The 22,780-nt window shown below is 71.7% G+C and carries 17 protein-coding genes; 12 read left to right on the top strand and 5 right to left on the bottom strand.

Annotated features, from left to right (window positions below; all coding sequences use genetic code 11):
* Positions 1-269: 269 nt before the first annotated feature.
* Complete coding sequence (locus tag ACI2LW_RS19670) at positions 270-1,058, top strand: protein phosphatase 2C domain-containing protein (protein WP_404732480.1); 789 nt, start codon at positions 270-272, stop codon at positions 1,056-1,058.
* A 184-nt stretch (positions 1,059-1,242) separates the two neighbouring features.
* On the opposite strand, the gene ACI2LW_RS19665 is transcribed toward ACI2LW_RS19670, so the two are convergent.
* Positions 1,243-1,734 (bottom strand): MarR family winged helix-turn-helix transcriptional regulator, encoded by a 492-nt coding sequence (locus tag ACI2LW_RS19665; protein ID WP_404732479.1) that lies wholly within the window; start codon positions 1,732-1,734, stop codon positions 1,243-1,245.
* A gap of 281 nt (positions 1,735-2,015) precedes the next feature.
* On the opposite strand from ACI2LW_RS19665, the gene ACI2LW_RS19660 reads away from it, so the two are divergent.
* Entirely contained in the window at positions 2,016-2,876 is an 861-nt protein-coding gene (locus ACI2LW_RS19660; RefSeq protein ID WP_404732478.1) for a lysozyme, read from the top strand.
* Between the two features lie 192 nt (positions 2,877-3,068).
* Here ACI2LW_RS19660 and lon read toward each other — a convergent pair whose 3' ends face one another.
* The gene (lon, locus tag ACI2LW_RS19655; protein ID WP_404732477.1) at positions 3,069-5,492 is read right to left on the bottom strand and encodes an endopeptidase La; all 2,424 of its coding nucleotides are present in this window, start codon (positions 5,490-5,492) and stop codon (positions 3,069-3,071) included.
* Positions 5,493-5,808: 316 nt separating this feature from the next.
* Complete coding sequence (locus tag ACI2LW_RS19650) at positions 5,809-6,843, bottom strand: rhomboid-like protein (protein WP_404732476.1); 1,035 nt, start codon at positions 6,841-6,843, stop codon at positions 5,809-5,811.
* 274 nt (positions 6,844-7,117) lie between these two features.
* Between ACI2LW_RS19650 and ACI2LW_RS19645 the strand changes: the two genes are divergently transcribed.
* The 7 genes from ACI2LW_RS19645 (at position 7,118) to ACI2LW_RS19615 (ending at position 16,752) form a co-directional block, all read left to right on the top strand.
* Positions 7,118-7,798, top strand: a complete 681-nt coding sequence (locus tag ACI2LW_RS19645; protein ID WP_404732475.1) for a spermidine synthase — start codon at positions 7,118-7,120, stop codon at positions 7,796-7,798.
* A 121-nt stretch (positions 7,799-7,919) separates the two neighbouring features.
* Positions 7,920-8,657, top strand: a complete 738-nt coding sequence (locus ACI2LW_RS19640) for a response regulator transcription factor (RefSeq protein ID WP_404732474.1) — start codon at positions 7,920-7,922, stop codon at positions 8,655-8,657.
* Positions 8,654-9,760: a sensor histidine kinase gene (locus ACI2LW_RS19635; RefSeq protein WP_404732473.1), complete on the top strand. Its 1,107-nt coding sequence runs from the start codon at positions 8,654-8,656 to the stop codon at positions 9,758-9,760. The genes ACI2LW_RS19640 and ACI2LW_RS19635 overlap by 4 nt, the downstream gene beginning before the upstream one ends.
* A gap of 292 nt (positions 9,761-10,052) precedes the next feature.
* Entirely contained in the window at positions 10,053-13,910 is a 3,858-nt protein-coding gene (locus tag ACI2LW_RS19630; protein WP_404732472.1) for a multifunctional oxoglutarate decarboxylase/oxoglutarate dehydrogenase thiamine pyrophosphate-binding subunit/dihydrolipoyllysine-residue succinyltransferase subunit, read from the top strand.
* Positions 13,911-14,075: 165 nt separating this feature from the next.
* Positions 14,076-14,255, top strand: coding sequence for a DUF6104 family protein (locus ACI2LW_RS19625; RefSeq protein ID WP_003992906.1), 180 nt, complete (start codon positions 14,076-14,078; stop codon positions 14,253-14,255).
* A 456-nt stretch (positions 14,256-14,711) separates the two neighbouring features.
* Entirely contained in the window at positions 14,712-15,704 is a 993-nt protein-coding gene (locus tag ACI2LW_RS19620; protein WP_404732471.1) for a DUF4097 family beta strand repeat-containing protein, read from the top strand.
* Position 15,705: 1 nt separating this feature from the next.
* Entirely contained in the window at positions 15,706-16,752 is a 1,047-nt protein-coding gene (locus tag ACI2LW_RS19615; RefSeq protein WP_404732470.1) for a helix-turn-helix transcriptional regulator, read from the top strand.
* Positions 16,753-16,996: 244 nt separating this feature from the next.
* Here ACI2LW_RS19615 and ACI2LW_RS19610 read toward each other — a convergent pair whose 3' ends face one another.
* A complete protein-coding gene (locus tag ACI2LW_RS19610) occupies positions 16,997-17,962 on the bottom strand; it encodes a zinc-binding dehydrogenase (protein ID WP_404732469.1) in 966 nt (321 codons plus the stop codon).
* Between the two features lie 178 nt (positions 17,963-18,140).
* Complete coding sequence (locus tag ACI2LW_RS19605) at positions 18,141-19,364, bottom strand: NADP-dependent malic enzyme (RefSeq protein ID WP_404732468.1); 1,224 nt, start codon at positions 19,362-19,364, stop codon at positions 18,141-18,143.
* A 550-nt stretch (positions 19,365-19,914) separates the two neighbouring features.
* Between ACI2LW_RS19605 and ACI2LW_RS19600 the strand changes: the two genes are divergently transcribed.
* The 3 genes from ACI2LW_RS19600 to ACI2LW_RS19590 are packed head-to-tail and all read left to right on the top strand — an operon-like array spanning position 19,915 to position 22,651.
* Positions 19,915-20,874 (top strand): ABC transporter substrate-binding protein, encoded by a 960-nt coding sequence (locus ACI2LW_RS19600; protein ID WP_404732589.1) that lies wholly within the window; start codon positions 19,915-19,917, stop codon positions 20,872-20,874.
* A 32-nt stretch (positions 20,875-20,906) separates the two neighbouring features.
* On the top strand, positions 20,907-21,848 hold the full coding sequence (locus ACI2LW_RS19595) for an amino acid ABC transporter permease (protein WP_404732467.1): 942 nt from the start codon (positions 20,907-20,909) through the stop codon (positions 21,846-21,848).
* On the top strand, positions 21,845-22,651 hold the full coding sequence (locus ACI2LW_RS19590; RefSeq protein ID WP_404732466.1) for an amino acid ABC transporter ATP-binding protein: 807 nt from the start codon (positions 21,845-21,847) through the stop codon (positions 22,649-22,651). The genes ACI2LW_RS19595 and ACI2LW_RS19590 overlap by 4 nt, the downstream gene beginning before the upstream one ends.
* The last annotated feature ends 129 nt before the right edge of the window (positions 22,652-22,780 follow it).

Here is a 22,780-nt window from a genome sequence, read left to right as displayed (position 1 = left end):
GGGCGGTGGTCCCGCATCGTCCGACCGGCCACCCGAAGGAGTGAACATCGGAGGAGAGTTGGCGGGCAAGTTCTCGCGGCGGGCGCGACGGCCCCGCGCGGCGGGCCGGTTGGACGTCTGCGGCAGGCTTTGGCAGTATTCGCCGCCACGCCTGCCCCGAGCGCGTCATTCCACCCCAAAACAGGCGTCTGACCTGCGTCGCTGCGTCAATTCCGGGTCACCCGGGAGCCGTTCGCACACCGTGTGAAGGCCTCGTGCAGACTGGCCGGATGCGCACTGACGTTGTTTCGGAACCCGGCCTGCCGGAGCACCCCAACGAGGACTTCGCGAGCGTCGCGCTGCCCGCTTTTGGACAGGGCGGTTGCCTTGTCGTCCTGGACGGGGTGACTCCGCCGAGGACCGGGACGGGCTGTCTGCATTCCGTGCCCTGGTTCACCGCCCGGCTCGGCGGCGCGCTGACCGAACTGACCGTTTCCTGCCCAGATCTGACGCTGCCGGAGGTCCTGTCGCGCGCCATCGCGCGGACCGCGGCGGCACACGCCTCCACCTGTGACCTTTCTCACCCGCGCACGCCGCAGGCGACCGTGGCGATGGCCCGCTGGTCGGGGCAGGGCGCGGAGTACCTGGTCCTGTCCGACTCGGTGCTCCTGCTGGAGTCCCCGGAGGGGGTGGTGACCCCGGTGCTCGACGACCGGCTGGCGCGTCTGCCCCGGGCCTCGCTGGCCACCGACGCGCTGATCGACGCGGAGATCCGCAACAAGGAGGGCGGCTTCTTCACCGCGGCGGCGGACCCGGCGGTGGCCGGCCGGGCCGTCACGGGCTCCGTGCCGCGCCGCGAGGTCCGCGCCCTGGCCGCGCTGACGGACGGTGCGGCGCGCTGGGTGGAGAAGTTCGGCGAGGGCGACTGGACGCGGTGCGTGAAGCTGCTGCGCGAGGAGGGGGCGCGGGCCCTGGTGCGGCGCGTACGGGCGCTGGAGGAGGCCGACCGCGAGGAGCGGAGGTTCCTCGGGCGCAGCAAGACGCACGACGACGCGACGGCGGTGTTCGTCCAGTGCTGAGCCGGGCTCCGGGCCCCGGCGCTTCACGGCCCGGGCGCTCCGCGGCCCGGTCGGGCCCCGGCGTTCCCGGCCCGGCGCACCGTGACCCGGCGCTCCTCGTCCGAGCGCTCGGCGGCCCGGCGCTTCGCGCCCAAGTGCTCCGTACCCCGGCGCTCCGCGCCCCCGCGCTCCGCGGTCAACGCGCCTAGCGCTCCGCGATCGCGTTCAGCTCGTGCAGCAGGCGGGCCAGTTCGGCGACCTCGCGGCGGTCCCAGTGGGCGAGCTGGCGCACATAGCGGGCGCGGCGGGCCTCGCGGACCCGGCCGACGCGGCGGCGGCCCTCCTCGGTGAGCGCGATGAGCCAGGCCCGTCCGTCCGCGGGGTCGGGTTCCCGTGCCACGAGGCCGAGTTCCTCCAGGGCGCGCAGCTGGCGGGACATGGTGGCCTTGCCGACGCCGATGTAGGCGGCGAGCTCCGTGGCGCGCCGGCCTCCGCACTCGTCGAGCCGGACCAGCAGCCCGTAGGCGGCGGACTCCAGGTCGGGGTGGACCTCGCGGGCCATCTCCCCCTGGCTGGCCCGGGCCCGCCGCAGCAGCACCGTCAGTTCCCGTTCCAGGTCCAGGAACGGCCGGTCCGGCCCACTCGGCGACGGGCGGGGCGCGGCCTCGCGCCCGTCGCCTTTCGCGTCTTCCTGCACGTCAGCCCCTGCCTCGAGTTTCCCGTTCCTGAAAGTTTCCTTCAGGCGCAGCCATCGCCGCAGCTCCGTCAGTATTTCGCAGGCGTAGACCAACGGCGGACACCGGACCCCCTTCCCAGCCCCCATCTACGTGCGTAGCTTCTTTATCAGGCAACTGATGGCATGCCCACGCCAGATCGCCGTGGTCCGTACGCCGGCGAACGGCCCGCCCTCCCCAGCGGCGCGAGCGGGCATGCCCGCACCTCCCCCCACCGTGCACCACCGAGCTTCGGAGGCACGTCATGCCCGTGCGCAGATCCGACAGGTACGGCAGATCCCGCAGATCCACGGCGGTCCGCGTCCGGCGGCCGGCCGCCGTGGCGGCCCTGCTCACCGCGCTCTCCCTCCTCCTCGCCCTGCCCGCCTCGGCCGCCACCGCCCCGGCCCGCGGCTCGGCGTACATGGGCATGGGCGTCGCGGCGCACGACGGCCCGGCGCGGGGCGGCAACTCCGGCCCGCCCACCGTCGCCGCGGCCGCCCAGACCGAGGGCGTCGACGTCAGCAGCCACCAGGGCAACGTCGCCTGGCCGACGCTGTGGAGCAGCGGCGTCCGCTGGGCCTACACCAAGGCGACCGAGGGCACGTACTACACCAACCCCTACTTCGCCCAGCAGTACAACGGCTCCTACAACGTGGGCATGATCCGCGGCGCGTACCACTTCGCGACCCCGGACACCACCAGCGGAGCCGCCCAGGCCAACTACTTCGCCGACCACGGCGGCGGCTGGTCACGCGACGGCCGGACCCTCCCCGGCGTGCTCGACATCGAGTGGAACCCCTACGGCGCCGCCTGCTACGGCAAGTCGGCGAGCGGCATGGTCGGCTGGATCGCCGACTTCCTGAACACCTACCGGGCCCGCACCGGCCGGGACGCCGTCATCTACACGGCCACCAGCTGGTGGACCCAGTGCACGGGCAACTACGGCGGCTTCGCCGCGAGCAACCCGCTGTGGATCGCCCGGTACGCCTCCACGCCGGGCACCCTGCCCGCCGGCTGGGGCTACTACACGATGTGGCAGTACACCTCGTCCGGCCCGACGGTCGGGGACCACGACAAGTTCAACGGGGCGCTGGACCGGGTGCAGGCCCTGGCCAACGGCTGACGCCCGTCCGCGGGTGCACGGCGTCCGCAGGCACCCACGGCGTCCGCGGACGCGTACGACCTCCGCGGGCACGCACGACCTCCGCGGACGCGTACGCCTTCCACGGACGCGTGCGACCTCCGCGGGCGCGCATGGGGAAGGCCCGGGCCTCCCTCACGAAAACCCGGGCCTTCCCTCATCCGGCCGCTTCCGTCACGCAGCGACCGGAACCTCCGGCGCCGCGCCGCTCGTCGAGGGCGTGAGCGCCAGCTCCAGGACCTGGCGGACGTCGGTGACGGCGTGGACGTCCAGCTTGTCCAGCACCTCCGCCGGGACGTCGTCCAGGTCGGGCTCGTTGCGCTTGGGGATGATCACGGTGGTCACCCCGGCGCGGTGGGCGGCGAGCAGCTTCTGCTTCACCCCGCCGATCGGCAGCACCCGCCCGGTCAGCGACACCTCGCCGGTCATCGCCACGTCCGTACGGACGAGGCGGCCCGAGAGCAGCGAGGCGAGCGCGGTGGTCATGGTGATGCCCGCGCTCGGGCCGTCCTTCGGCACCGCGCCGGCCGGGAAGTGGATGTGCACGCCCCGGTCCTTCAGGTCGCCCACGGGCAGCTCCAGTTCGGCGCCGTGGCTGCGCAGGAAGCTCAGCGCGATCTGCGCGGACTCCTTCATCACGTCGCCCAGCTGGCCGGTCAGGGTGAGCCCCGCCGCGCCCGTCTCCGGGTCGGCCAGGGACGCCTCGACGAAGAGCACGTCACCGCCGGCACCGGTCACCGCCAGACCCGTCGCCACGCCCGGCACGGCCGTACGGCGCTGAGCCGGGTCCTGGGCGGACTCGGGGACGTGGTGCGGCCGGCCGATCAGGTCGCGCAGGTCGTCCGCGGTGACGGTGAACGGCAGCTCGCGCTCGCCCAGTTCGTGCTGGGCCGCGATCTTGCGCAGCAGCCGCGCGATGGACCGCTCCAGGGTGCGCACGCCCGCCTCACGGGTGTACTCGCCCGCCAGCCGGCGCAGCGCGCCCTCGTCGATCGCCACCTCGTCCCGGCTCAGACCGGCCCGCTCCAGCTGGCGCGGAAGCAGGTGGTCACGGGCGATGACGACCTTCTCGTCCTCCGTGTAGCCGTCCAGGCGCACGATCTCCATACGGTCCGCGAGGGCCTCGGGGATCGCCTCCAGGACGTTGGCGGTGGCGAGGAAGACCACGTCCGACAGGTCCAGCTCGACCTCCAGGTAGTGGTCCCGGAAGGTGTGGTTCTGCGCCGGGTCCAGGACCTCCAGCAGGGCCGCGGCCGGGTCGCCGCGGAAGTCGGAGCCCACCTTGTCGATCTCGTCCAGCAGGACCACCGGGTTCATGGACCCGGCCTCCTTGATGGCGCGCACGATCCGGCCGGGCAGCGCGCCGACGTAGGTACGCCGGTGGCCGCGCACCTCGGCCTCGTCGCGGACGCCGCCGAGGGCGACGCGGACGAACTTGCGGCCCATCGCGTGGGCGACGGACTCGCCCAGCGAGGTCTTGCCCACGCCGGGCGGGCCGACGAGGGCCAGCACGGCGCCGCCGCGCCGGCCGCCGATCACGCCCAGGCCGCGCTCGCCGCGCCGCTTGCGCACGGCCAGGTACTCGGTGATGCGCTCCTTCACGTCCTCCAGGCCCGCGTGCTCGGCGTCCAGGACCGCCTTGGCGCCCCGGATGTCGTAGGCGTCCTCGGTCCGCTCGTTCCACGGCATCTCGAGGACCGTGTCCAGCCAGGTGCGGATCCAGGAGCCCTCGGGCGAGGCGTCGGAGGCGCGCTCCAGCTTGTCGACCTCCTTGAGCGCGGCCTCGCGGACCTTCTCGGGCAGGTCGGCGCCCTCCACGCGGGCGCGGTAGTCGTCGGACTCCTCGCCCTCGCTCTCGCCGTTCAGCTCGCGCAGCTCCTTGCGCACGGCCTCGAGCTGGCGCCGCAGCAGGAACTCGCGCTGCTGCTTGTCGACGCCCTCCTGGACGTCCTTGGCGATGGTCTCGGCCACGTCCTGCTCGGCGAGGTGGTCGCGCAGCTGCTGGGTCGCCAGTTTCAGCCGGGCCACCGGGTCGGTGGTCTCCAGCAGCTCGACCTTCTGCTCGGTGGTCAGGAAGGGCGAGTAGCCGGAGTTGTCGGCCAGCGCGGAGACGTCGTCGATGGCCTGCACACGGTCCACGACCTGCCAGGCGCCGCGCTTGCGCAGCCAGGCGGTGGCGAGCGCCTTGTACTCCTTGACCAGTTCGGCCACCTGGCCGGGCAGCGGGTCCGGGGCGCTCTCGTCGACCCGGGTGCCCTCGACCCACAGGGCGGCGCCCGGGCCCGTGGTCCCGGCGCCGATGCGCACCCGGCCGCGGCCCCGGATCAGGGCGCCCGGGTCGCCGTCGGCCAGCCGGCCGACCTGCTCGACGGTGCCCAGCACACCGGTCCTCGCGTACGTCCCCTCGATGCGCGGCACCAGCAGCACCTTGGGCTTTCCGGGCTCCGAACGGGCGGCGGCCTGGGCGGCCTCGACCGCGGCGCGCACTTCGGAGTCGCTCAGGTCCAGCGGAACCACCATCCCGGGCAGCACGACCTCGTCGTCGAGCGGCAGCACAGGCAGGACGAGCGGTGTGAACGCCGTGGACTCAGCAGCCATGATCTCCCCTTCGGCAGTCAAGTTGAGCTATGCCGACTCAATGCTCGTGAGTCCTTGAATGTTCCCCAACGGTTGTTCGCTGAGAGCGATCAGGTGGTGGCGGCGGGGAAGGGGGCGGGTGCGGGGCGGGCGGTACGGGGTGGTCCGGGGCGTACGGGGTGGTCCGGGGCGTACGCCGGGTGCCTCTGGGGAGGCAAACGCGTACGGCGAAGGGGGTGATTCCCGTACGGCGGAAAGGGGGCCGTTCCCGGCCGGGCGGCGTCCGGCCGGAGGCGGAGCCCGCAGGCCGGCGGAGCGATGAGGCCGGCCGCGTTCCTCAGCCGGAGGACGCCGGCGGACCCAGGGCGGCGTGCCCCGGGGCAGCGGCGTGCGGGCGCGCCCGGCGCCGTACCACCGGCCAGGTCGCCACGCCGAGGGCCACCGCGATCAGGTGCCCCCAGCTCGTCATCGGGTCGGCGAACGTCAGCAGGTCCCTGACGGCCGTGCCGGCGAACACCGCGAGCAGCGGCCACCGCGCCCACGGGCGGAGCAGCCCCGCGAGGGCCCCGGCCGCGGCCGCGACACCGAAGCTGACGCCGTAGTCGAGCCGGTGCAGCGAGGAGTCGGGCAGCCGGCCGGCGAGCACCGCGAGCCCGACCGGGACCTCGGTGGCGAGCGTGGCCACCACATGCCCGAACAGGAAGACCCCGGCCGTCCGCGGCCCGCCGATCCGGCGCTCCAGCGCCGTGAGCACCAGCAGGAGGCACAGGGCGTACGGGGACAGCGGACCGCCCGCCAGCCACAGCGCGCTGGCCGGCAGCACCAGCAGGGGCGCGCGCACCAGGTGGGCGACGTCCGTGCTGGAACCCTGGTGCAGCGCGTCCACGACGGCGGGGTCGGCGTACGAGGCGACCAGCGAGGTGACGGTCAGCAGCAGCGCGTACCCGAAGGTGAAGGGGGTGCCGGCCGGGCCGGGCAGCAGCCGGAGCGGCGACCGCACCGGCTCGCACAGCGGCATGAGCCGTACCGGCCGGGGTACCGCCCACCGGCCCACCGGCCGCTCGCGCGGGGACCGCCCGCGCGTCGCCCCCTCGCGCACGGGCCGCCCGCGCCGGCCCGGCGGGTCCGGCCACCGCTCCCCCGCCGCGGCGCGGACGACGGACTCGGAGCACCGGGTGCCCCGGGGCCGCTGCCGGGGCATCGCGTCCAGCGGCGGGCCGGCCTCCCCGGCCGGCAGGGGCACGTCCGATGGCGGGCCGGCCTCCCCGGCCGGCAGGGGCGCGTCCGGCGGCGGGCGGGACTCCCCGGCCGGAAGGGGTGCGCCCGCGCGCGCCGACGCGTCCGCGGCGCCGGCCGTCGCAGTCCGTTCCACCGTGGGGAGCTCCTTCCGTCGCACCCCACCCTTGGGTCCACGGCCACCCCTGTCCATGACCGACGTCACCACGGCCCGCATTCCCAGGAACTTCTCAACTTCCTCACGGAAGATCCTCCGGCGCCCGTCCGGTGCCCGGCGTCCCGCCTCCCGCGTCCACCGCGCGCCCCGCACCGACCCGGCACCGACACCGGGCCGGGCCCCGGCCCCGGCACCGGCCCCGGCAGCCGTTAATCACGGTGCGGCGTCGCTCCGTTGGTGCAGGATGGCACCCATGACCGCCTCGTACGAGACTCCTGTGGTGCTGGACCGTCGCGAGGGTCCCTTCGGCGAGGTCGTGCTGCGGCGGCACGGCCCGCTGCTGCAGATCATCGCCAACGGCTGCTTCCTGATGGACACCTCCGACGGACGTTCCGAGCGCCTCTTGGTGGACGCCGCGCTCGCCGCGCTGGACGGCCGGCCGCGGCCCGAGGTGCTGATCGGCGGCCTGGGCGTGGGCTTCTCCCTCGCCCACGCGGCGGCGGACCCGCGGTGGGGACGGATCACCGTGGTCGAGCGGGAACCCGCGATCGTGGGCTGGCACCGCGACGGAGGGCCGCTGTCCCACCTGACCGCCGGGGCGCTGGCCGATCCGCGCACCCGGATCGTCGAAAGTGATCTGATCGACTTCGTCAACGTGACATCCGACACGTTCGACGCGCTGTGCCTCGACATCGACAACGGCCCCGACTGGACGGTCACCGAGGGGAACGAGGGGCTGTACGGGCCGGCCGGACTGGCAGGCTGCGCACGGGTGTTGAGGCCCGGCGGAGTGCTCGCGGTGTGGTCCGCGAAACCGTCTCCGGAATTTGAAGGAACCCTACGGAATGTCGGGTTCCAACAGGTGCGCACCGAAGAGATCCCCGTTGCCCGGGGCGTTCCGGACGTGGTGCACATCGGCGTCCGCCCTGGATAGCAAAGGCGCGGTGACTCCCCGTACGCTGCTTCCCTGACGCCGATCATTCAAGCGTCAATCGCAACCAGCGCAGTCGAGGGATCACCCCACGGATCCCGGAAAAGCAACTCAGGGGCGGGCGATGGAGCAGACACACACCGCGCACAACGGCACGACGGCCACGCCGGGCGCCCAACGCCGGGTGCTGGTGGTCGAGGACGACCAGACCATCCTGGACGCCATCGCGACCCGCCTGCGCGCGGAGGGATTCCTCGTGCAGACCGCGGGCGACGGCCCCTCCGCCGTCGACACCGCCGAGGCCTGGCAGCCCGATCTGCTGATCCTCGACATCATGCTGCCCGGCTTCGACGGCCTGGAGGTCTGCCGCCGGGTGCAGGCCTCGCGTCCGGTGCCGGTGCTGATGCTCACCGCGCGGGACGACGAGACGGACATGCTGGTCGGCCTCGGCGTCGGCGCCGACGACTACATGACCAAGCCCTTCTCGATGCGGGAGCTGGCCGCGCGCGTGCACGTGCTGCTGCGCCGCGTGGAGCGGGCGGCCATCGCCGCCTCGACCCCGCGCAGCGGCATCCTGCGCCTGGGCGAGCTGGAGATCGACCACGCGCAGCGCCGGGTGCGCGTGCGCAGCGAGGACGTCCACCTCACACCGACGGAGTTCGACCTCCTGGTGTGCCTGGCCAACACCCCGCGTGCGGTGCTCTCCCGTGAACAGCTGCTGGCGGAGGTGTGGGACTGGGCGGACGCCTCGGGCACCCGTACCGTCGACAGTCACATCAAGGCGCTGCGCCGGAAGATCGGCGCCGAGCGGATCCGCACGGTGCACGGCGTGGGCTACGCGCTGGAGACGCCCACCCCATGAGCGGCGGGCCGGCCTCGCGGAGGGAGCCCGGCGAGCGCCTGGGCGGCGTACGCCCGTTCTCGATCAAGACCAAGCTGGGCGCGCTGGTCGTCATCTCCGTGCTGATCACCACGGGCCTGTCGATGATCGCGGTGCACACCAAGACCGAGCTCCGCTTCATCATGGTCTTCTCGATGATCGCCACGCTGCTGATCACGCAGTTCGTGGCCCATTCGCTCACCGCGCCGCTGGACGAGATGAACACCGTGGCCCGGTCCATCTCGCACGGCGACTACACCCGCCGGGTGCGTGAGAGCCGCCGCGACGAGCTGGGCGACCTGGCCCAGACGATCAACGTCATGGCGGACGAGCTGGAGGCCCAGGACCGCCAGCGCAAGGAGCTGGTGGCGAACGTCTCGCACGAGCTACGCACCCCGATCGCGGGCCTGCGCGCGGTGCTGGAGAACATCGTCGACGGGGTCACCGAGGCCGACCCCGAGACCATGCGCACGGCCCTGAAGCAGACCGAGCGGCTGGGCCGGCTGGTGGAGACCCTGCTGGACCTGTCCCGCCTGGACAACGGCGTGGTGCCGCTGAAGACGCGCCGGTTCGAGGTGTGGCCGTATCTCTCGGGCGTGCTGAAGGAGGCCAACATGGTCGCCTCGGCGCGCGCGGGCATGGCCACCGGCTCCGGCAGTCACACGCGCACCGACGTCCATCTGCACCTGGACGTCTCGCCCCCGGAGCTGACCGCGCACGCGGACCCCGAGCGCATCCACCAGGTGGTGGCCAACCTGATCGACAACGCGGTCAAGCACAGCCCGCCGCACGGCCGGGTGACGGTCAAGGCGCGGCGCGGGGCGCAGCCGGAGTCGCTGGAGCTGGAGGTCCTCGACGAGGGGCCCGGCATCCCGCGCTCGGAGTGGCACCGGGTCTTCGAGCGGTTCAACCGCGGCTCGGTGAGCCGGCCGCACGGACCGGGCAGCGACGGCGGCACCGGGCTCGGGCTGGCGATCGCCCGCTGGGCGGTGGATCTGCACGGCGGCCGGATCCGTGTGGCCGAATCGGAGCGTGGCTGCCGGATCCTCGTCACCCTTCCGGGAGTCCCGTCTCCGCAAAGTTGACGTAAAGATTGACGTACAGTTCGGTCCGGAACCGCATGATCCACGGGCATCCGCGCAGACGGACACGTGTGATCGGGCAGGGGCCTGCGACCTTCGGGGTCAGGCCCGGGTCCAGCCTTCCCCTTCACTGGTGAACCACGGTTGTTTCCCGCCATTTCAAGCCCCGAAACACAGCTTTTGATGTGACTTACGCGACGAAGAACGGGCCCGACCTGACCTTCGCGGTCTTGGAGGCGTAGCCTTTATTCCCGCTGTCCATCACCTTGTGAAGCGGAAGAGGGCGGTTGCCGCCGTGTCGCCACAGTCCCCCAGTAACTCGAGCTCCCCCAGCCTTCGGCAGGGAGGCGCCCCGACGACCGACACCGACCATGCCGGGAAGAACCCCGCGGCCGCGTTCGGTCCCAACGAGTGGCTCGTCGACGAGATCTATCAGCAGTACCTCCAGGACCCGAACTCGGTAGACCGCGCCTGGTGGGACTTCTTCGCCGACTACAAGCCGGGGGCCGCCGCCGCCGGCGCCGCGGCTCCGGCGGGCACGGGTACTGCGGCCGCGGGGGCCGCAGAGACCCCGGCCGCTCCGGCGCGGCCGGCGCCCACCGCCCCGGCCGCCGCCACCCCGGCCCCGGCCAAGCAGGCCCCGGCCGCGCAGGCCGCTCCCGCGGCTCCCGCCGCCGCCCCGGCCAAGCCCGCCGCGGCGAAGCCCGCCGCCGCTGCCGCCAAGCCCGCCGCTGGGGCCAAGCCGCCCGCCGCGAAGCAGGCCGCGCCCGACGGCGAGGCGCCCGAGGGCCCCGAGTACGTGACGCTGCGCGGCCCGTCCGCCGCGGTCGCCAAGAACATGAACGCCTCCCTGGAGCTGCCCACGGCCACGTCCGTGCGCGCGGTCCCGGTGAAGCTGCTGTTCGACAACCGCATCGTCATCAACAACCACCTCAAGCGGGCCCGCGGCGGGAAGATCTCCTTCACGCACCTCATCGGGTTCGCGATGGTGCAGGCCATCAAGGCCATGCCGTCGATGAACTGGTCGTTCGGCGAGAAGGACGGCAAGCCGGCCCTCATCAAGCCGCCGCACGTCAACCTCGGTCTCGCCATCGACCTGGTCAAGCCCAACGGCGACCGCCAGCTGGTCGTCGCGGCCATCAAGAAGGCCGAGACGCTGAACTTCTTCGAGTTCTGGCAGGCCTACGAGGACATCGTCCGCCGCGCCCGCGACGGCAAGCTGACGATGGACGACTTCACCGGCGTGACCGTCTCCCTCACCAACCCCGGCGGCCTGGGCACCGTGCACTCCGTGCCGCGCCTGATGCCCGGCCAGTCGGTGATCATGGGCGTCGGCTCCATGGACTACCCGGCCGAGTTCCAGGGCACCTCCCAGGACACCCTGAACAAGCTCGGCATCTCCAAGGTCATGACGCTCACGTCGACCTACGACCACCGGGTCATCCAGGGCGCCGCCTCCGGCGAGTTCCTCCGCCAGGTCGCCAACCTCCTCCTCGGCGAGAACGGCTTCTACGACGACATCTTCAAGTCGCTGCGCATCCCCTACGAGCCGGTCCGCTGGCTGAAGGACATCGACGCCAGCCACGACGACGACGTCACCAAGGCCGCCCGCGTCTTCGAGCTGATCCACTCCTACCGGGTCCGCGGCCACGTCATGGCCGACACCGACCCGCTGGAGTACCGCCAGCGCAAGCACCCCGACCTGGACATCGTCGAGCACGGCCTCACCCTGTGGGACCTGGAGCGCGAGTTCGCCGTCGGCGGCTTCGCCGGCAAGTCGATGATGAAGCTGCGCGACATCCTCGGCGTGCTGCGCGACTCGTACTGCCGCACCACCGGCATCGAGTACATGCACATCCAGGACCCCAAGCAGCGCAAGTGGATCCAGGACCGGGTGGAGCGCCCGCACACGAAGCCGGAGCGCGAGGAGCAGCTGCGCATCCTGCGCCGGCTGAACGCGGCGGAGGCCTTCGAGACCTTCCTGCAGACCAAGTACGTCGGCCAGAAGCGCTTCTCGCTGGAGGGCGGCGAGTCCGTCATCCCGCTGCTCGACGCCGTGCTGGACTCGGCCGCCGAGTCCCGCCTGGACGAGGTCGTCATCGGCATGGCCCACCGCGGCCGCCTCAACGTCCTCGCCAACATCGTCGGCAAGTCCTACGCGCAGATCTTCCGCGAGTTCGAGGGCAACCTCGACCCGAAGTCGATGCACGGCTCCGGCGACGTGAAGTACCACCTGGGCGCCGAGGGCACCTTCACCGGCCTGGACGGCGAGCAGATCAAGGTCTCGCTGGCCGCGAACCCCTCCCACCTGGAGACGGTCGACCCGGTCATCGAGGGCATCACCCGCGCCAAGCAGGACATCATCAACAAGGGCGGCACGGACTTCACCGTCCTGCCGGTGGCGATCCACGGCGACGCGGCCTTCGCGGGCCAGGGCGTGGTGGCCGAGACCCTGAACATGTCGCAGCTGCGCGGCTACCGCACCGGCGGCACGGTCCACATCGTCATCAACAACCAGGTCGGCTTCACCGCCGCCCCGGAGTCCTCGCGCTCGTCGATGTACGCCACCGACGTGGCGAGGATGATCGAGGCCCCGATCTTCCACGTCAACGGCGACGACCCCGAGGCCGTGGTCCGCGTCGCGCGGCTCGCCTTCGAGTTCCGCCAGGCGTTCAACAAGGACGTGGTGATCGACCTCATCTGCTACCGCCGCCGCGGTCACAACGAGTCCGACAACCCGGCCTTCACCCAGCCGCTGATGTACGACCTGATCGACAAGAAGCGCTCGGTGCGCAAGCTGTACACCGAGTCCCTGATCGGTCGCGGCGACATCACCCTGGAAGAGGCCGAGCAGGCGCTGCAGGACTACCAGGGCCAGCTGGAGAAGGTCTTCACCGAGGTCCGCGAGGCCACCTCGCAGCCGGCCGTCCCGCAGCCCCACGACCCGCAGGAGGGCTTCCCGGTCCAGGTCGGCACGGCGATCTCCGCGGAGGTCGTCAAGCGGATCGCCGAGTCCCAGGTCAACATCCCCGAGCACTTCACCGTCCACCCGCGTCTGCTGCCGCAGCTGCAGCGCCGGGCGGCGATGGTCGAGGACGGCACGATCGACTGGGGCATGGGCGAGACCCTGGCCATCGGCTCGCTGCTGCTGGAGGGCGTCCCGGTCCGGCTGTCCGGCCAGGACTCCCGCCGCGGCACCTTCGGCCAGCGCCACGCGGTGCTGATCGACCGCGAGACGGGCGAGGACTACACGCCGCTGCAGTACCTGTCGCCCGACCAGGCCCGGTACAACGTCTACGACTCGCTGCTCTCGGAGTACGCGGTCATGGGCTTCGAGTACGGCTACTCGCTCGCCCGCCCGGACGCGCTGGTGATGTGGGAGGCCCAGTTCGGCGACTTCGCCAACGGCGCCCAGTCGGTCATCGACGAGTACATCTCGGCGGCCGAGCAGAAGTGGGGCCAGACCTCCGGCGTCGTCCTGCTGCTGCCGCACGGCTACGAGGGCCAGGGCCCGGACCACTCCTCGGCCCGTATCGAGCGCTACCTCCAGCTGTGCGCGCAGAACAACATGACGGTCGCCATGCCGACCCTGCCGTCGAACTACTTCCACCTCCTGCGGTGGCAGGTGCACAACCCGCACCACAAGCCGCTGGTCGTCTTCACCCCGAAGTCGATGCTGCGCCTGAAGGCCGCGGCCTCGAAGGCGGAGGAGTTCACCACGGGCGGGTTCCGCCCGGTCATCGGCGACGCCTCGGTGGACGCCGCAGCCGTCCGGAAGATCGTCTTCTGCTCCGGCAAGGTCTACTACGACCTCGACGCCGAGCGCCGCAAGCGCGGTGCGACGGACACGGCGATCATCCGCCTCGAGCGGCTGTACCCGCTGCCGGGCGCCGAGCTCCAGGCCGAGATCAAGAAGTACCCGAACGCCGAGAAGTACCTGTGGGTCCAGGAGGAGCCGGCGAACCAGGGTGCCTGGCCGTTCATCGCGCTCAACCTGATCGACCACCTGGACCTGGCCGTCGGCGCGGACATCCCGCCCGGCGAGCGCCTGCGCCGCATCTCGCGTCCGCACAGCTCGTCCCCGGCCGTCGGTTCCGCCAAGCGGCACCAGGCGGAGCAGGAGCAGCTGGTGCGTGAGGTGTTCGAGGCGTAGTCCGTCTCGCCGGTCCGGCCGTACGGCACGGTACCGGCACCCGGGGGCCCGGTCCCGAGTCCGCTCGGGGGCGGGCCCCCCTTTCGCACCGGTCACCGCCCGCGCTGCGTACCCTGTGGGGCAGGGAGCAGGGCACCCCGTGGAAGATCCCAGGAGAACAACCGCATGTACTTCACCGACCGCGGCATCGAGGAGCTGGAGAAGCGGCGTGGCGAGGAGGAGGTCACCTTCGAGTGGCTCGCCGAGCAGCTGCGCACGTTCGTCGACCTGAACCCTGACTTCGAGGTCCCGGTCGAACGGCTGGCCACCTGGCTGGCCCGCCTGGACGACGAGGACGACGAGTAGGACGTGCAGGACCTGCCAGACCTGTAGGACGTGCAGGATGTGCAGGACCTGCAGGATGTGCAGGACGAGTGACCGGGGCGCCCCATTGGGGCGCCTCTTCGGTTTCCGGGGAGCGCGGGTGGGCGGCGCGGAGGCGGTCGCGGGGGGCGCGTGCGAGGCGCGGGTGCATCGGCTGGTGCCGGGCAGTCCGCCGGAACGAGGGGCCCCGGTGGGCCGGCCCGGGCCACGCTGTCATCGGCGCGGCCGGCGGCACCGCTGTGCCCGGACGCCCGGAAACACGGCGTCCGTGCGGCGTTCCTCCGCCGGGCGGCCTCACCGAAACGGGTGCCTTGACTTTCCGTGGGCGCGATATATCGTGTTTCTTGTAAGACGCGATATGGCGTGTCGCGTCCCGCCGTCCGGTCCCGTCTCCGGCCCGCCGCCCGCGTGGTCGGTCCGTCCCAGGAGGTCTGCACCATGTCAGAGTGGTCCGTCGGCGAGCCGAGGAAGCTCACCTTCGACGAGCCCGTGAGCGAGCTCAACGTCCGCGTCGTCAACGGAACGGTGAACGTCGTGGGCACCGACGAAGGTTCCACCCGCCTGGAGATCTCCGAGATCGAGGGCCCGCCCCTGATCGTCACCCAGGAGGGCGGCACCCTCACGGTGGCGTACGAGGACCTGCCCTGGAAGGGGTTCCTCAAGTGGCTCGACCGCAAGGGCTGGCGGCGCAGTGCCGTGGTCTCCCTGGCCGTCCCCGCGCGCGCTCGCGTGGAGGTCGGAGTGGTGGGCGCCGCGGCGACGGTCTCGGGCATCGACGGGCGCGCGGAGGTCAAGGGCGTCACCGGTGACACCACCCTCGTCGGCCTGACCGGCCCGGTGCGCGCGGACACCGTCTCGGGCAGCGTGGAGGCGCAGACCCTCTCGGGTGACCTGCGGTTCAACTCCGTCTCCGGTGACCTGACGGTGGTCGAGGCGGCCGGCCCCTCGGTCCGGGCCGACTCGGTCAGCGGGTCCATGATCGTCGACCTGGACCCGGCGGGACCCGCCACCGACATCAGCCTGACCAGCGTCTCCGGCGAGATCGCCATCCGGCTGCCGCACCCCGCGGACACCCGGGTGGAGGCCAACACCGCGAGCGGCTCGGTGTCCAACGCCTTCGAGGACCTCCGGGTCAGCGGCCAGTGGGGCGCCAAGCGGATCACCGGCCGGCTCGGCGCCGGCAACGGACGGCTGAAGGCGACGACCGTCTCCGGTTCCATCGCCCTGCTGCGCCGTCCGCCGGCGGAGGAGGGCGGCTGGGACACGGAGCCCCGGGACACCCGGCCCGGACAGGGGCCGTCGGACGGCGGCCCGGGTGCGGGTCCCGGCACCGGCCCGGGGCAGCATTCCGACTCCGGTCCGGGCGACGGCACGACCGGCGCCCAGGCCGGCGGCACGACCGACGGCACGACCGACAAGAAGGTGCTCTGACATGCCTCCCGTCTTCGCCCACGGCCGCCTCCGGCTCTACCTGCTGAAGCTGCTCGACGAGGCCCCCCGTCACGGGTACGAGGTGATCCGCCTCCTGGAGGAGCGCTTCCAGGGGCTGTACGCGCCCTCGGCGGGCACCGTCTACCCGCGCCTGGCCAAGCTGGAGGCCGAGGGCCTGGTCACCCACACCACCGAGGGCGGCCGCAAGGTGTACTCCATCACCGACGCGGGCCGTGCCGAACTGGCCGACCGCAGCGGTGAGCTGGCCGACCTGGAGCTGGAGATCCGTGAGTCGGTGGCCGAGCTCGCCGCCGAGATCCGGGCCGATGTGCGCGGCGCGGCGGGCGACCTGCGCCGCGAGATGCGCGCCGCGGCCTCCGAGGCCCGCAAGAGCCCCGGCGGCGGGGCGGGCCGGGGCGCCGGCGCGTACGAGGACCTGGACGAGAAGGAGGCGTGGCGCGCCGCCAAGGAGGAGATGCGGCGCGTCAAGCAGGAGTGGAAGGAGCAGGCCCGGCGCGCCAAGGACGAGAGCCGCCGGGCCCGCGAGGAGGCCCAGCGTGCCCGGCGCCAGGCCAAGGAGGCGCAGGACCGTGCGCGGGAGCAGGCGCAGGAGGAGTTGCAGCGCATCGCCCGGCGTGTCCAGGACCAGGTCCAGGACCACTTCTCACGCGGCGACTGGCCCACGGGGGTGCGTGAGGGCCTGACCGAACTGGCCAAGGAGTTCAGCGACTTCGGCAAGGACTTCGGGAAGGAGTTCGGCAAGGACTTCGGCTTCGGGCGCCCGTCCGCCGGCACCACGAAGGAGCGCCCCGAGTACTCCGAGACCCCGGAGGAATTCCCCGCGGCCTATGAGCCGTCCTGGGCGCACGAGGAGTTCACCGGCGACCCGGCGCGCGACCTCGACCGGCTCCTGGACCGCTTCCGGGACGACGTGCGCGACGCGGCCCGGGACCACGGCGTCACACCCGAGCAGCTGCGCGACACCCGGCGCCATCTGTCCACAGCGGCGGCCCACATCGGGGCGCTGCTGCGCCGGCCCAAGGTCTGACCGCGTCCGGCCGGCTCACCCGGCCGACGCAACCGGCCGCGCTCCGCGCCGTCCGGCCCGGAGCCGAGCGGCCCGGAGCCGAGCGGCCCGGAGCCGAGCGGCCCGGAGCCGAGCGGCCCGGAGCCGAGCGGGCATGAGCAGCCGCCGACGGTCGGCTGCCTGCCATCGGCAGGCAGCCGACCGCGGGAGAAGCGGAGGGGGCGGAGGGGGGAGGGGGGAGGGGGAGGGGGAGGGAACGGAGAGGTCAGGAGCAGGTGAGGACGATCTTGCCGAACTGGCCGCCCGACTCCAGCCGCTCGAAGCCCTCGCGGGCGCGGTCGAGGGGAAGCACCTCGTCGATCACCGGGCGGACCCCCGTGGCGGCGCAGAAGGACAGCAGGTCCTCCAGTTCGTCCTTGGTGCCCATGGTCGAGCCGACCACCTTCAGCTCCAGGAAGAAGATCCGGGTGAGCTCGGCATGCGAGGGACGGTCGCCGCTGGTGGCGCCGGAGATGACGATGGTGCCGCCGGGGCGCAGCGACTTCACCGAGTGGGACCAGGTGGCCGCGCCGACGGTCTCGATCACGGCGTCCACGCGCTGCGGCAGCCGCGCTCCCGTCTCCACCGCCTCCACGGCCCCGAGCTCGATCGCCCGCTTGCGCTTGGCCTCGTCCCGGCTGGTGGCGAAGACCCGCAGGCCGGCCGCCTTGCCGAGCACGATGGCGGCGGTGGCGACCCCGCCGCCTGCGCCCTGGACCAGGACGGAGTCACCGGGCCGCACCCCGGCGTTGGTGAAGAGCATCCGGTAGGCGGTGAGCCAGGCCGTGGGCAGACAGGCGGCCTCCTCGAAGGAGAGCTCCTTGGGCTTGGGCAGGATGTTCCACGTGGGTACGGCGACCTGTTCGGCGAAGGTGCCCTGGTAGCGCTCGGTGAGGATCGAGCGGGGCTCCCGGGGGCCGACGCCGTGCCCGCTCTGGCCGATCACGGAGTGCAGGACGACCTCGTTGCCGTCCTCGTCGACTCCGGCGGCGTCGCAGCCGAGGATCATCGGCAGCTTGTCCTCGGACAGGCCGACGCCCTTGAGCGACCAGAGGTCGTGGTGGTTCAGGGAAGCGGCTCTGACGTTGACGGTGCTCCAGCCGGGGCGGGGCTCGGGGGCCGGGCGCTCCCCCGACTCCAGCCCGCTCAGCGGCTGGTCGCGGTCGATTCGGGCGGCGTAGACAGCGAACATGACCTTGACGATAGGGGGCGCGGTGCGGCCTACGGAACCAAGGACCGCTGTGACACACGCCCTCTTGCCAAGGTTCGCCGGCACACGCGGCCGGGCCGGCTGCTGCCGGACAGACGCATGGCCCCGCCCGGACAGACGCATGGCCCCGCCCGGGCGGGCGGGGCCATGCCGTGTCACGTCAGCGACGGGCGACGCCCTCGGCGCGCGCCGCCGCGGCCACGGCCGCCGTCACGGCCGGGGCGACCCGCTCGTCGAACGGCGAGGGGATCACATAGTCCGCGGCCAGGTCGTCGCCGACCACGCCCGCCAGCGCCTCGGCCGCCGCGATCTTCATTCCCTCGGTGATCCGCGACGCCCGCACCTGGAGCGCGCCCGCGAAGATGCCGGGGAACGCGAGGACGTTGTTGATCTGGTTCGGGAAGTCCGAGCGCCCGGTCGCCACCACCGCCGCGTACTTGTGCGCGACGTCGGGGTGCACCTCCGGGTTGGGGTTGGCCATGGCGAAGACGAAGGCGCCCTTGGCCATCGAGGCGACGGCGTCCTCGGAGACCGTGCCGCCGGAGACGCCGATGAAGACGTCGGCGCCGGCCATGGCCTCCTCGAGGGTGCCGCTGATGCCCGCCTTGTTGGTGAACTCGGCCAGATCCCGCTTGACCGGCGTCAGGTCCTGCCGGTCGGCCGACACGACGCCCTTGCGGTCGGCCACCGCGACGTCGCCGATGCCGGCCTCGACCAGCATCCGGGCGATGGCGACACCCGCGGCTCCCGCGCCGGAGATGACGGCGCGCAGCTCACCGATGGTGCGTCCGCTCAGCCGCGCCGCGTTGCGCAGCGCCGCGAGGGTCACGACCGCCGTGCCGTGCTGGTCGTCGTGGAAGACGGGGATGTCCAGGCGCTCCTGGAGCCGGCGCTCGATCTCGAAGCACCGGGGCGCCGAGATGTCCTCCAGGTTCACTCCGCCGAACGAGGGAGCGAGCCGCACCACGGTCTCGACGATCTCGTCGACGCCGGTGCAGTTCAGCGCGATCGGGACCGCGTCCACGCCGCCGAACTGCTTGAAGAGGATGGCCTTGCCTTCCATGACCGGGAGGGAGGCCTCCGGTCCGATGTCACCGAGTCCCAGCACGGCCGTACCGTCGGTGACGACGGCGACGACGGACGACTTCCATGTGTAGTCGTGGACCAGTTCCGGCTGCTCCGCGATCGCGGTGCACACCCGCGCGACGCCGGGCGTGTACGCCAGGGACAGGTCCTCCTTGTCGCGGACGGGCACGGTGGCCTGCACGGCCATCTTGCCGCCGCGGTGCAGCGCGAAGGCCGGATCGAAGGAATCGAGCGGCTCTGCTCCGCCGTCCTGGTCCGTACTCCCGTCGCTGCGAGGATTGACGATCTCCGCTGCCACTTGGTTCTACCCCTTAAGTGTTCATGTTGTGAGGGTGGCCACTCCTGGTGAGGGGTGGGCGGGACCGCGCACAGCCCAGTCGGTGGTGCGCTCGGGCGGATACGCGACGGGCGCGCCGCACACGCGCCCTGAGCCCCGGATGAGGGGTGTAAAGAACCTTCATACCGGACGGACGGCGCCGACGACGAGTCCATAACGCCAAGGTCACATGACGGGGGTCCGACACGTGGACCAATATGGGCACAAGTCACATGCAGCTGTTTGACAAGCGTTCAAGACCGCGTGAAAACGGCGTTACACCCCAGTGCGACCGGGGAAGGGCCGAAGATCTTCCGGCTGGAACGAGGGATTCCCGCAGATGATCCGGCCCTGAGGGGCCGGCTCCGAGCGGCTCGGGGGTCACCCGTTATCCGATTTTGACATGGCGACTCCCCTGAATGGCGCAACCTGAATGGCAAGATGCGTCAATCACACGAGGTCGCGACACCCGAAGGTGTGTGTGCTCGTTCGACCCATCGGCATCTCCACCCATCCGCCGGAGGAACCCACCATGACCGCACGCTCCACCCGTCGTACTACCGCCGCGCACTCCCGTCTGGCAGCGGTCGGTGCGATCGCGGTCGCAGGCGCCCTGCTTCTCACCGGTTGCGGTGACCAGACCAAGGACAAGAACAACTCCTCCGGCAGCTCGTCCGCCGGCTCCGCCCCGCTGGCCGACAAGCTCCCGGCCTCGATCCGCGACAAGGGCGTCATCAAGGTCGGTTCCGACATCGCGTACGCGCCGGTCGAGTTCAAGGACAAGTCCGGCAAGGTCGTCGGTCTCGACCCGGACCTCGCCGCCGCCCTGGGCAAGCAGCTCGGCGTGAAGTTCCAGTTCGAGAACGGCACCTTCGACGCCCTGCTCACCGGTATCCGCTCCAACCGCTACGACATCGCGATGTCGGCCATGACGGACAACAAGAGCCGTCAGGAGGGCGTCGACCCGACCACGGGCAAGAAGGTCGGCGAGGGCGTCGACTTCGTCGACTACCTGACCGCCGGCGTCTCGATCTACACCCGCAAGGGCGACACCGAGAACATCACCACCTGGTCCGACCTGTGCGGCAAGAAGATCGCCCTGGAGCGCGGCACCGTCTCCGAGGACCTGGCCAAGGCCGAGGCGAAGAAGTGCCCGAGCGGCAAGAAGCTCACCATCGAGGCCTTCGACGACGACCAGCAGGCCCAGACCCGTCTGCGCTCCGGCGGTGCCGACGCGGCCTCCTCCGACTTCCCGGTCGCGGCGTACGCGGTGAAGACCTCCGGCGGCGGCAAGGACTTCCAGATCGTCGGGGACCAGGTCGAGGCGGCCCCGTACGGCATCGCCGTCGGCAAGTCGAACACCCAGCTGCGCGACGCGCTGCAGGCCGCGCTCAACGCGGTCATCAAGAGCGGCGAGTACCAGAAGATCCTTGAGAAGTGGGGCGCCCAGGACGGCGCCGTGAAGGAGTCCGTCATCAACGGCGGCAAGTGACCGCTCCGAGCGGCCACCGAGAGGCAAGACCCGTGACTGCTGACATCGAAAAGACGGCGGGCGCCGGCAGGACGCCCGCCGCCGGGCCGGAGGCCATCAAGGCCATCCCGGTCCGCCACTACGGGCGGTACGTCTCCGCCGTCATCGCGATCGCGCTGCTGGTCGCGATCATCTACGCATTCGGCCAGGGCAAGATCAACTGGCACGCGGTGCCGGACTACTTCTTCGACGACCGGATCATGAAGGGCGTCGGCAAGACCCTCCTGCTGACCGTCCTGTCCATGCTGATCGGCATCGTCGGCGGTGTCGTCCTGGCCGTGATGCGCCTGTCGAAGAACCCGGTGACCTCGTCCATCTCGTGGTTCTACATCTGGTTCTTCCGGGGCACCCCGGTCCTGGTCCAGCTGTTCCTGTGGTTCAACCTGGGCCTGGTCTTCGAGTACATCAACCTGGGTCCGATCTACAAGAACTACTGGTCGGACTTCATGACGCCGCTGCTGACGGCGCTGCTCGGCCTCGGCCTGAACGAGGCCGCGTACATGGCGGAGATCTGCCGGGCCGGCCTCCTCGCGGTCGACGAGGGCCAGACCGAGGCCGCCCACGCGCTGGGCATGAGCCACGGCAAGACCCTGCGCCGGATCGTCATCCCGCAGGCCATGCGGGTGATCGTGCCGCCGACCGGCAACGAAGTCATCAACATGCTGAAGACGACCTCGCTCGTGGCGGCCGTCCAGTATCCGGAGCTGTTCCGCTACGCCCAGGACATCGGCCAGGTCTCGGGCGCCCCGGTGGAGATGTACTTCCTCGCCGCCGCCTGGTACCTGATCATGACCTCGGTGCTGAGCGTGGGCCAGTACTACATCGAGCGGTACTACGCCCGCGGCTCCAGCCGCAGCCTGCCGCCGACGCCGTGGCAGAAGGTGAAGGCGAACATGCTCTCCCTCGGCCGGCCGAAGGGAGCGATGAGCGCATGACCGACAAGCTCACGAAGAACGACGCCACCCCGCGCGGCACCTCCGTCGCGATGGTCAAGGCCGAGGGCGTGCACAAGTCCTTCGGCCAGGTGGAGGTGCTCAAGGGCATCGACCTGGAGGTCAGGCCCGGCGAGGTGTTCTGCCTCATCGGCCCCTCCGGCTCCGGCAAGTCGACCTTCCTCAGGTGCATCAACCACCTGGAGAAGATCAACGCCGGCCGGCTGTACGTCGACGGCGAGCTCGTCGGCTACCGGCAGCAGGGCGACAAGCTCTACGAGCTGCGCGACCGCGAGGTCGCCATGAAGCGCCGCGACATCGGCATGGTCTTCCAGCGCTTCAACCTGTTCCCGCACATGACCGCGCTGGAGAACGTCATCGAGGCGCCGGTGCAGGTCAAGGGCGTGGGCAAGGGCGAGGCCAAGGACCGCGCGATGCAGTTGCTGGAGCGGGTCGGCCTGGCCGACCGGGCGGGGCACTACCCCTCGCAGCTCTCCGGCGGCCAGCAGCAGCGCGTGGCGATCGCCCGCGCGCTGGCGATGGACCCGAAGCTGATGCTGTTCGACGAGCCGACCTCGGCCCTGGACCCGGAGCTGGTCGGTGACGTGCTCGACGTCATGCGCGACCTCGCCGAGTCCGGCATGACCATGGTCGTCGTCACCCACGAGATGGGCTTCGCCCGCGAGGTGGGCGACAGCCTGGTCTTCATGGACGAGGGCGTGGTCGTGGAGTCGGGCCACCCGCGCGAGGTGCTGACGAACCCGCAGCACGAGCGCACGCAGTCCTTCCTGTCGAAGGTGCTGTAGCGGCCGTCCGCACGCGCGAGGGGCGGTACGGAACGGCGGTTTCTAGGAGTCGTCGCAACACGTGGTCGTGTTGATCAGGCCGCGAGCAGTTTATGCAGGCGCTCGGCTGGGGTTTCCCAGCCGAGCGTT

Source organism: Streptomyces sp. NPDC004065, from assembly GCF_044903565.1.
Lineage (GTDB): Bacteria > Actinomycetota > Actinomycetes > Streptomycetales > Streptomycetaceae > Streptomyces.
This window is presented reverse-complemented; position numbering and strand designations above follow the sequence as displayed.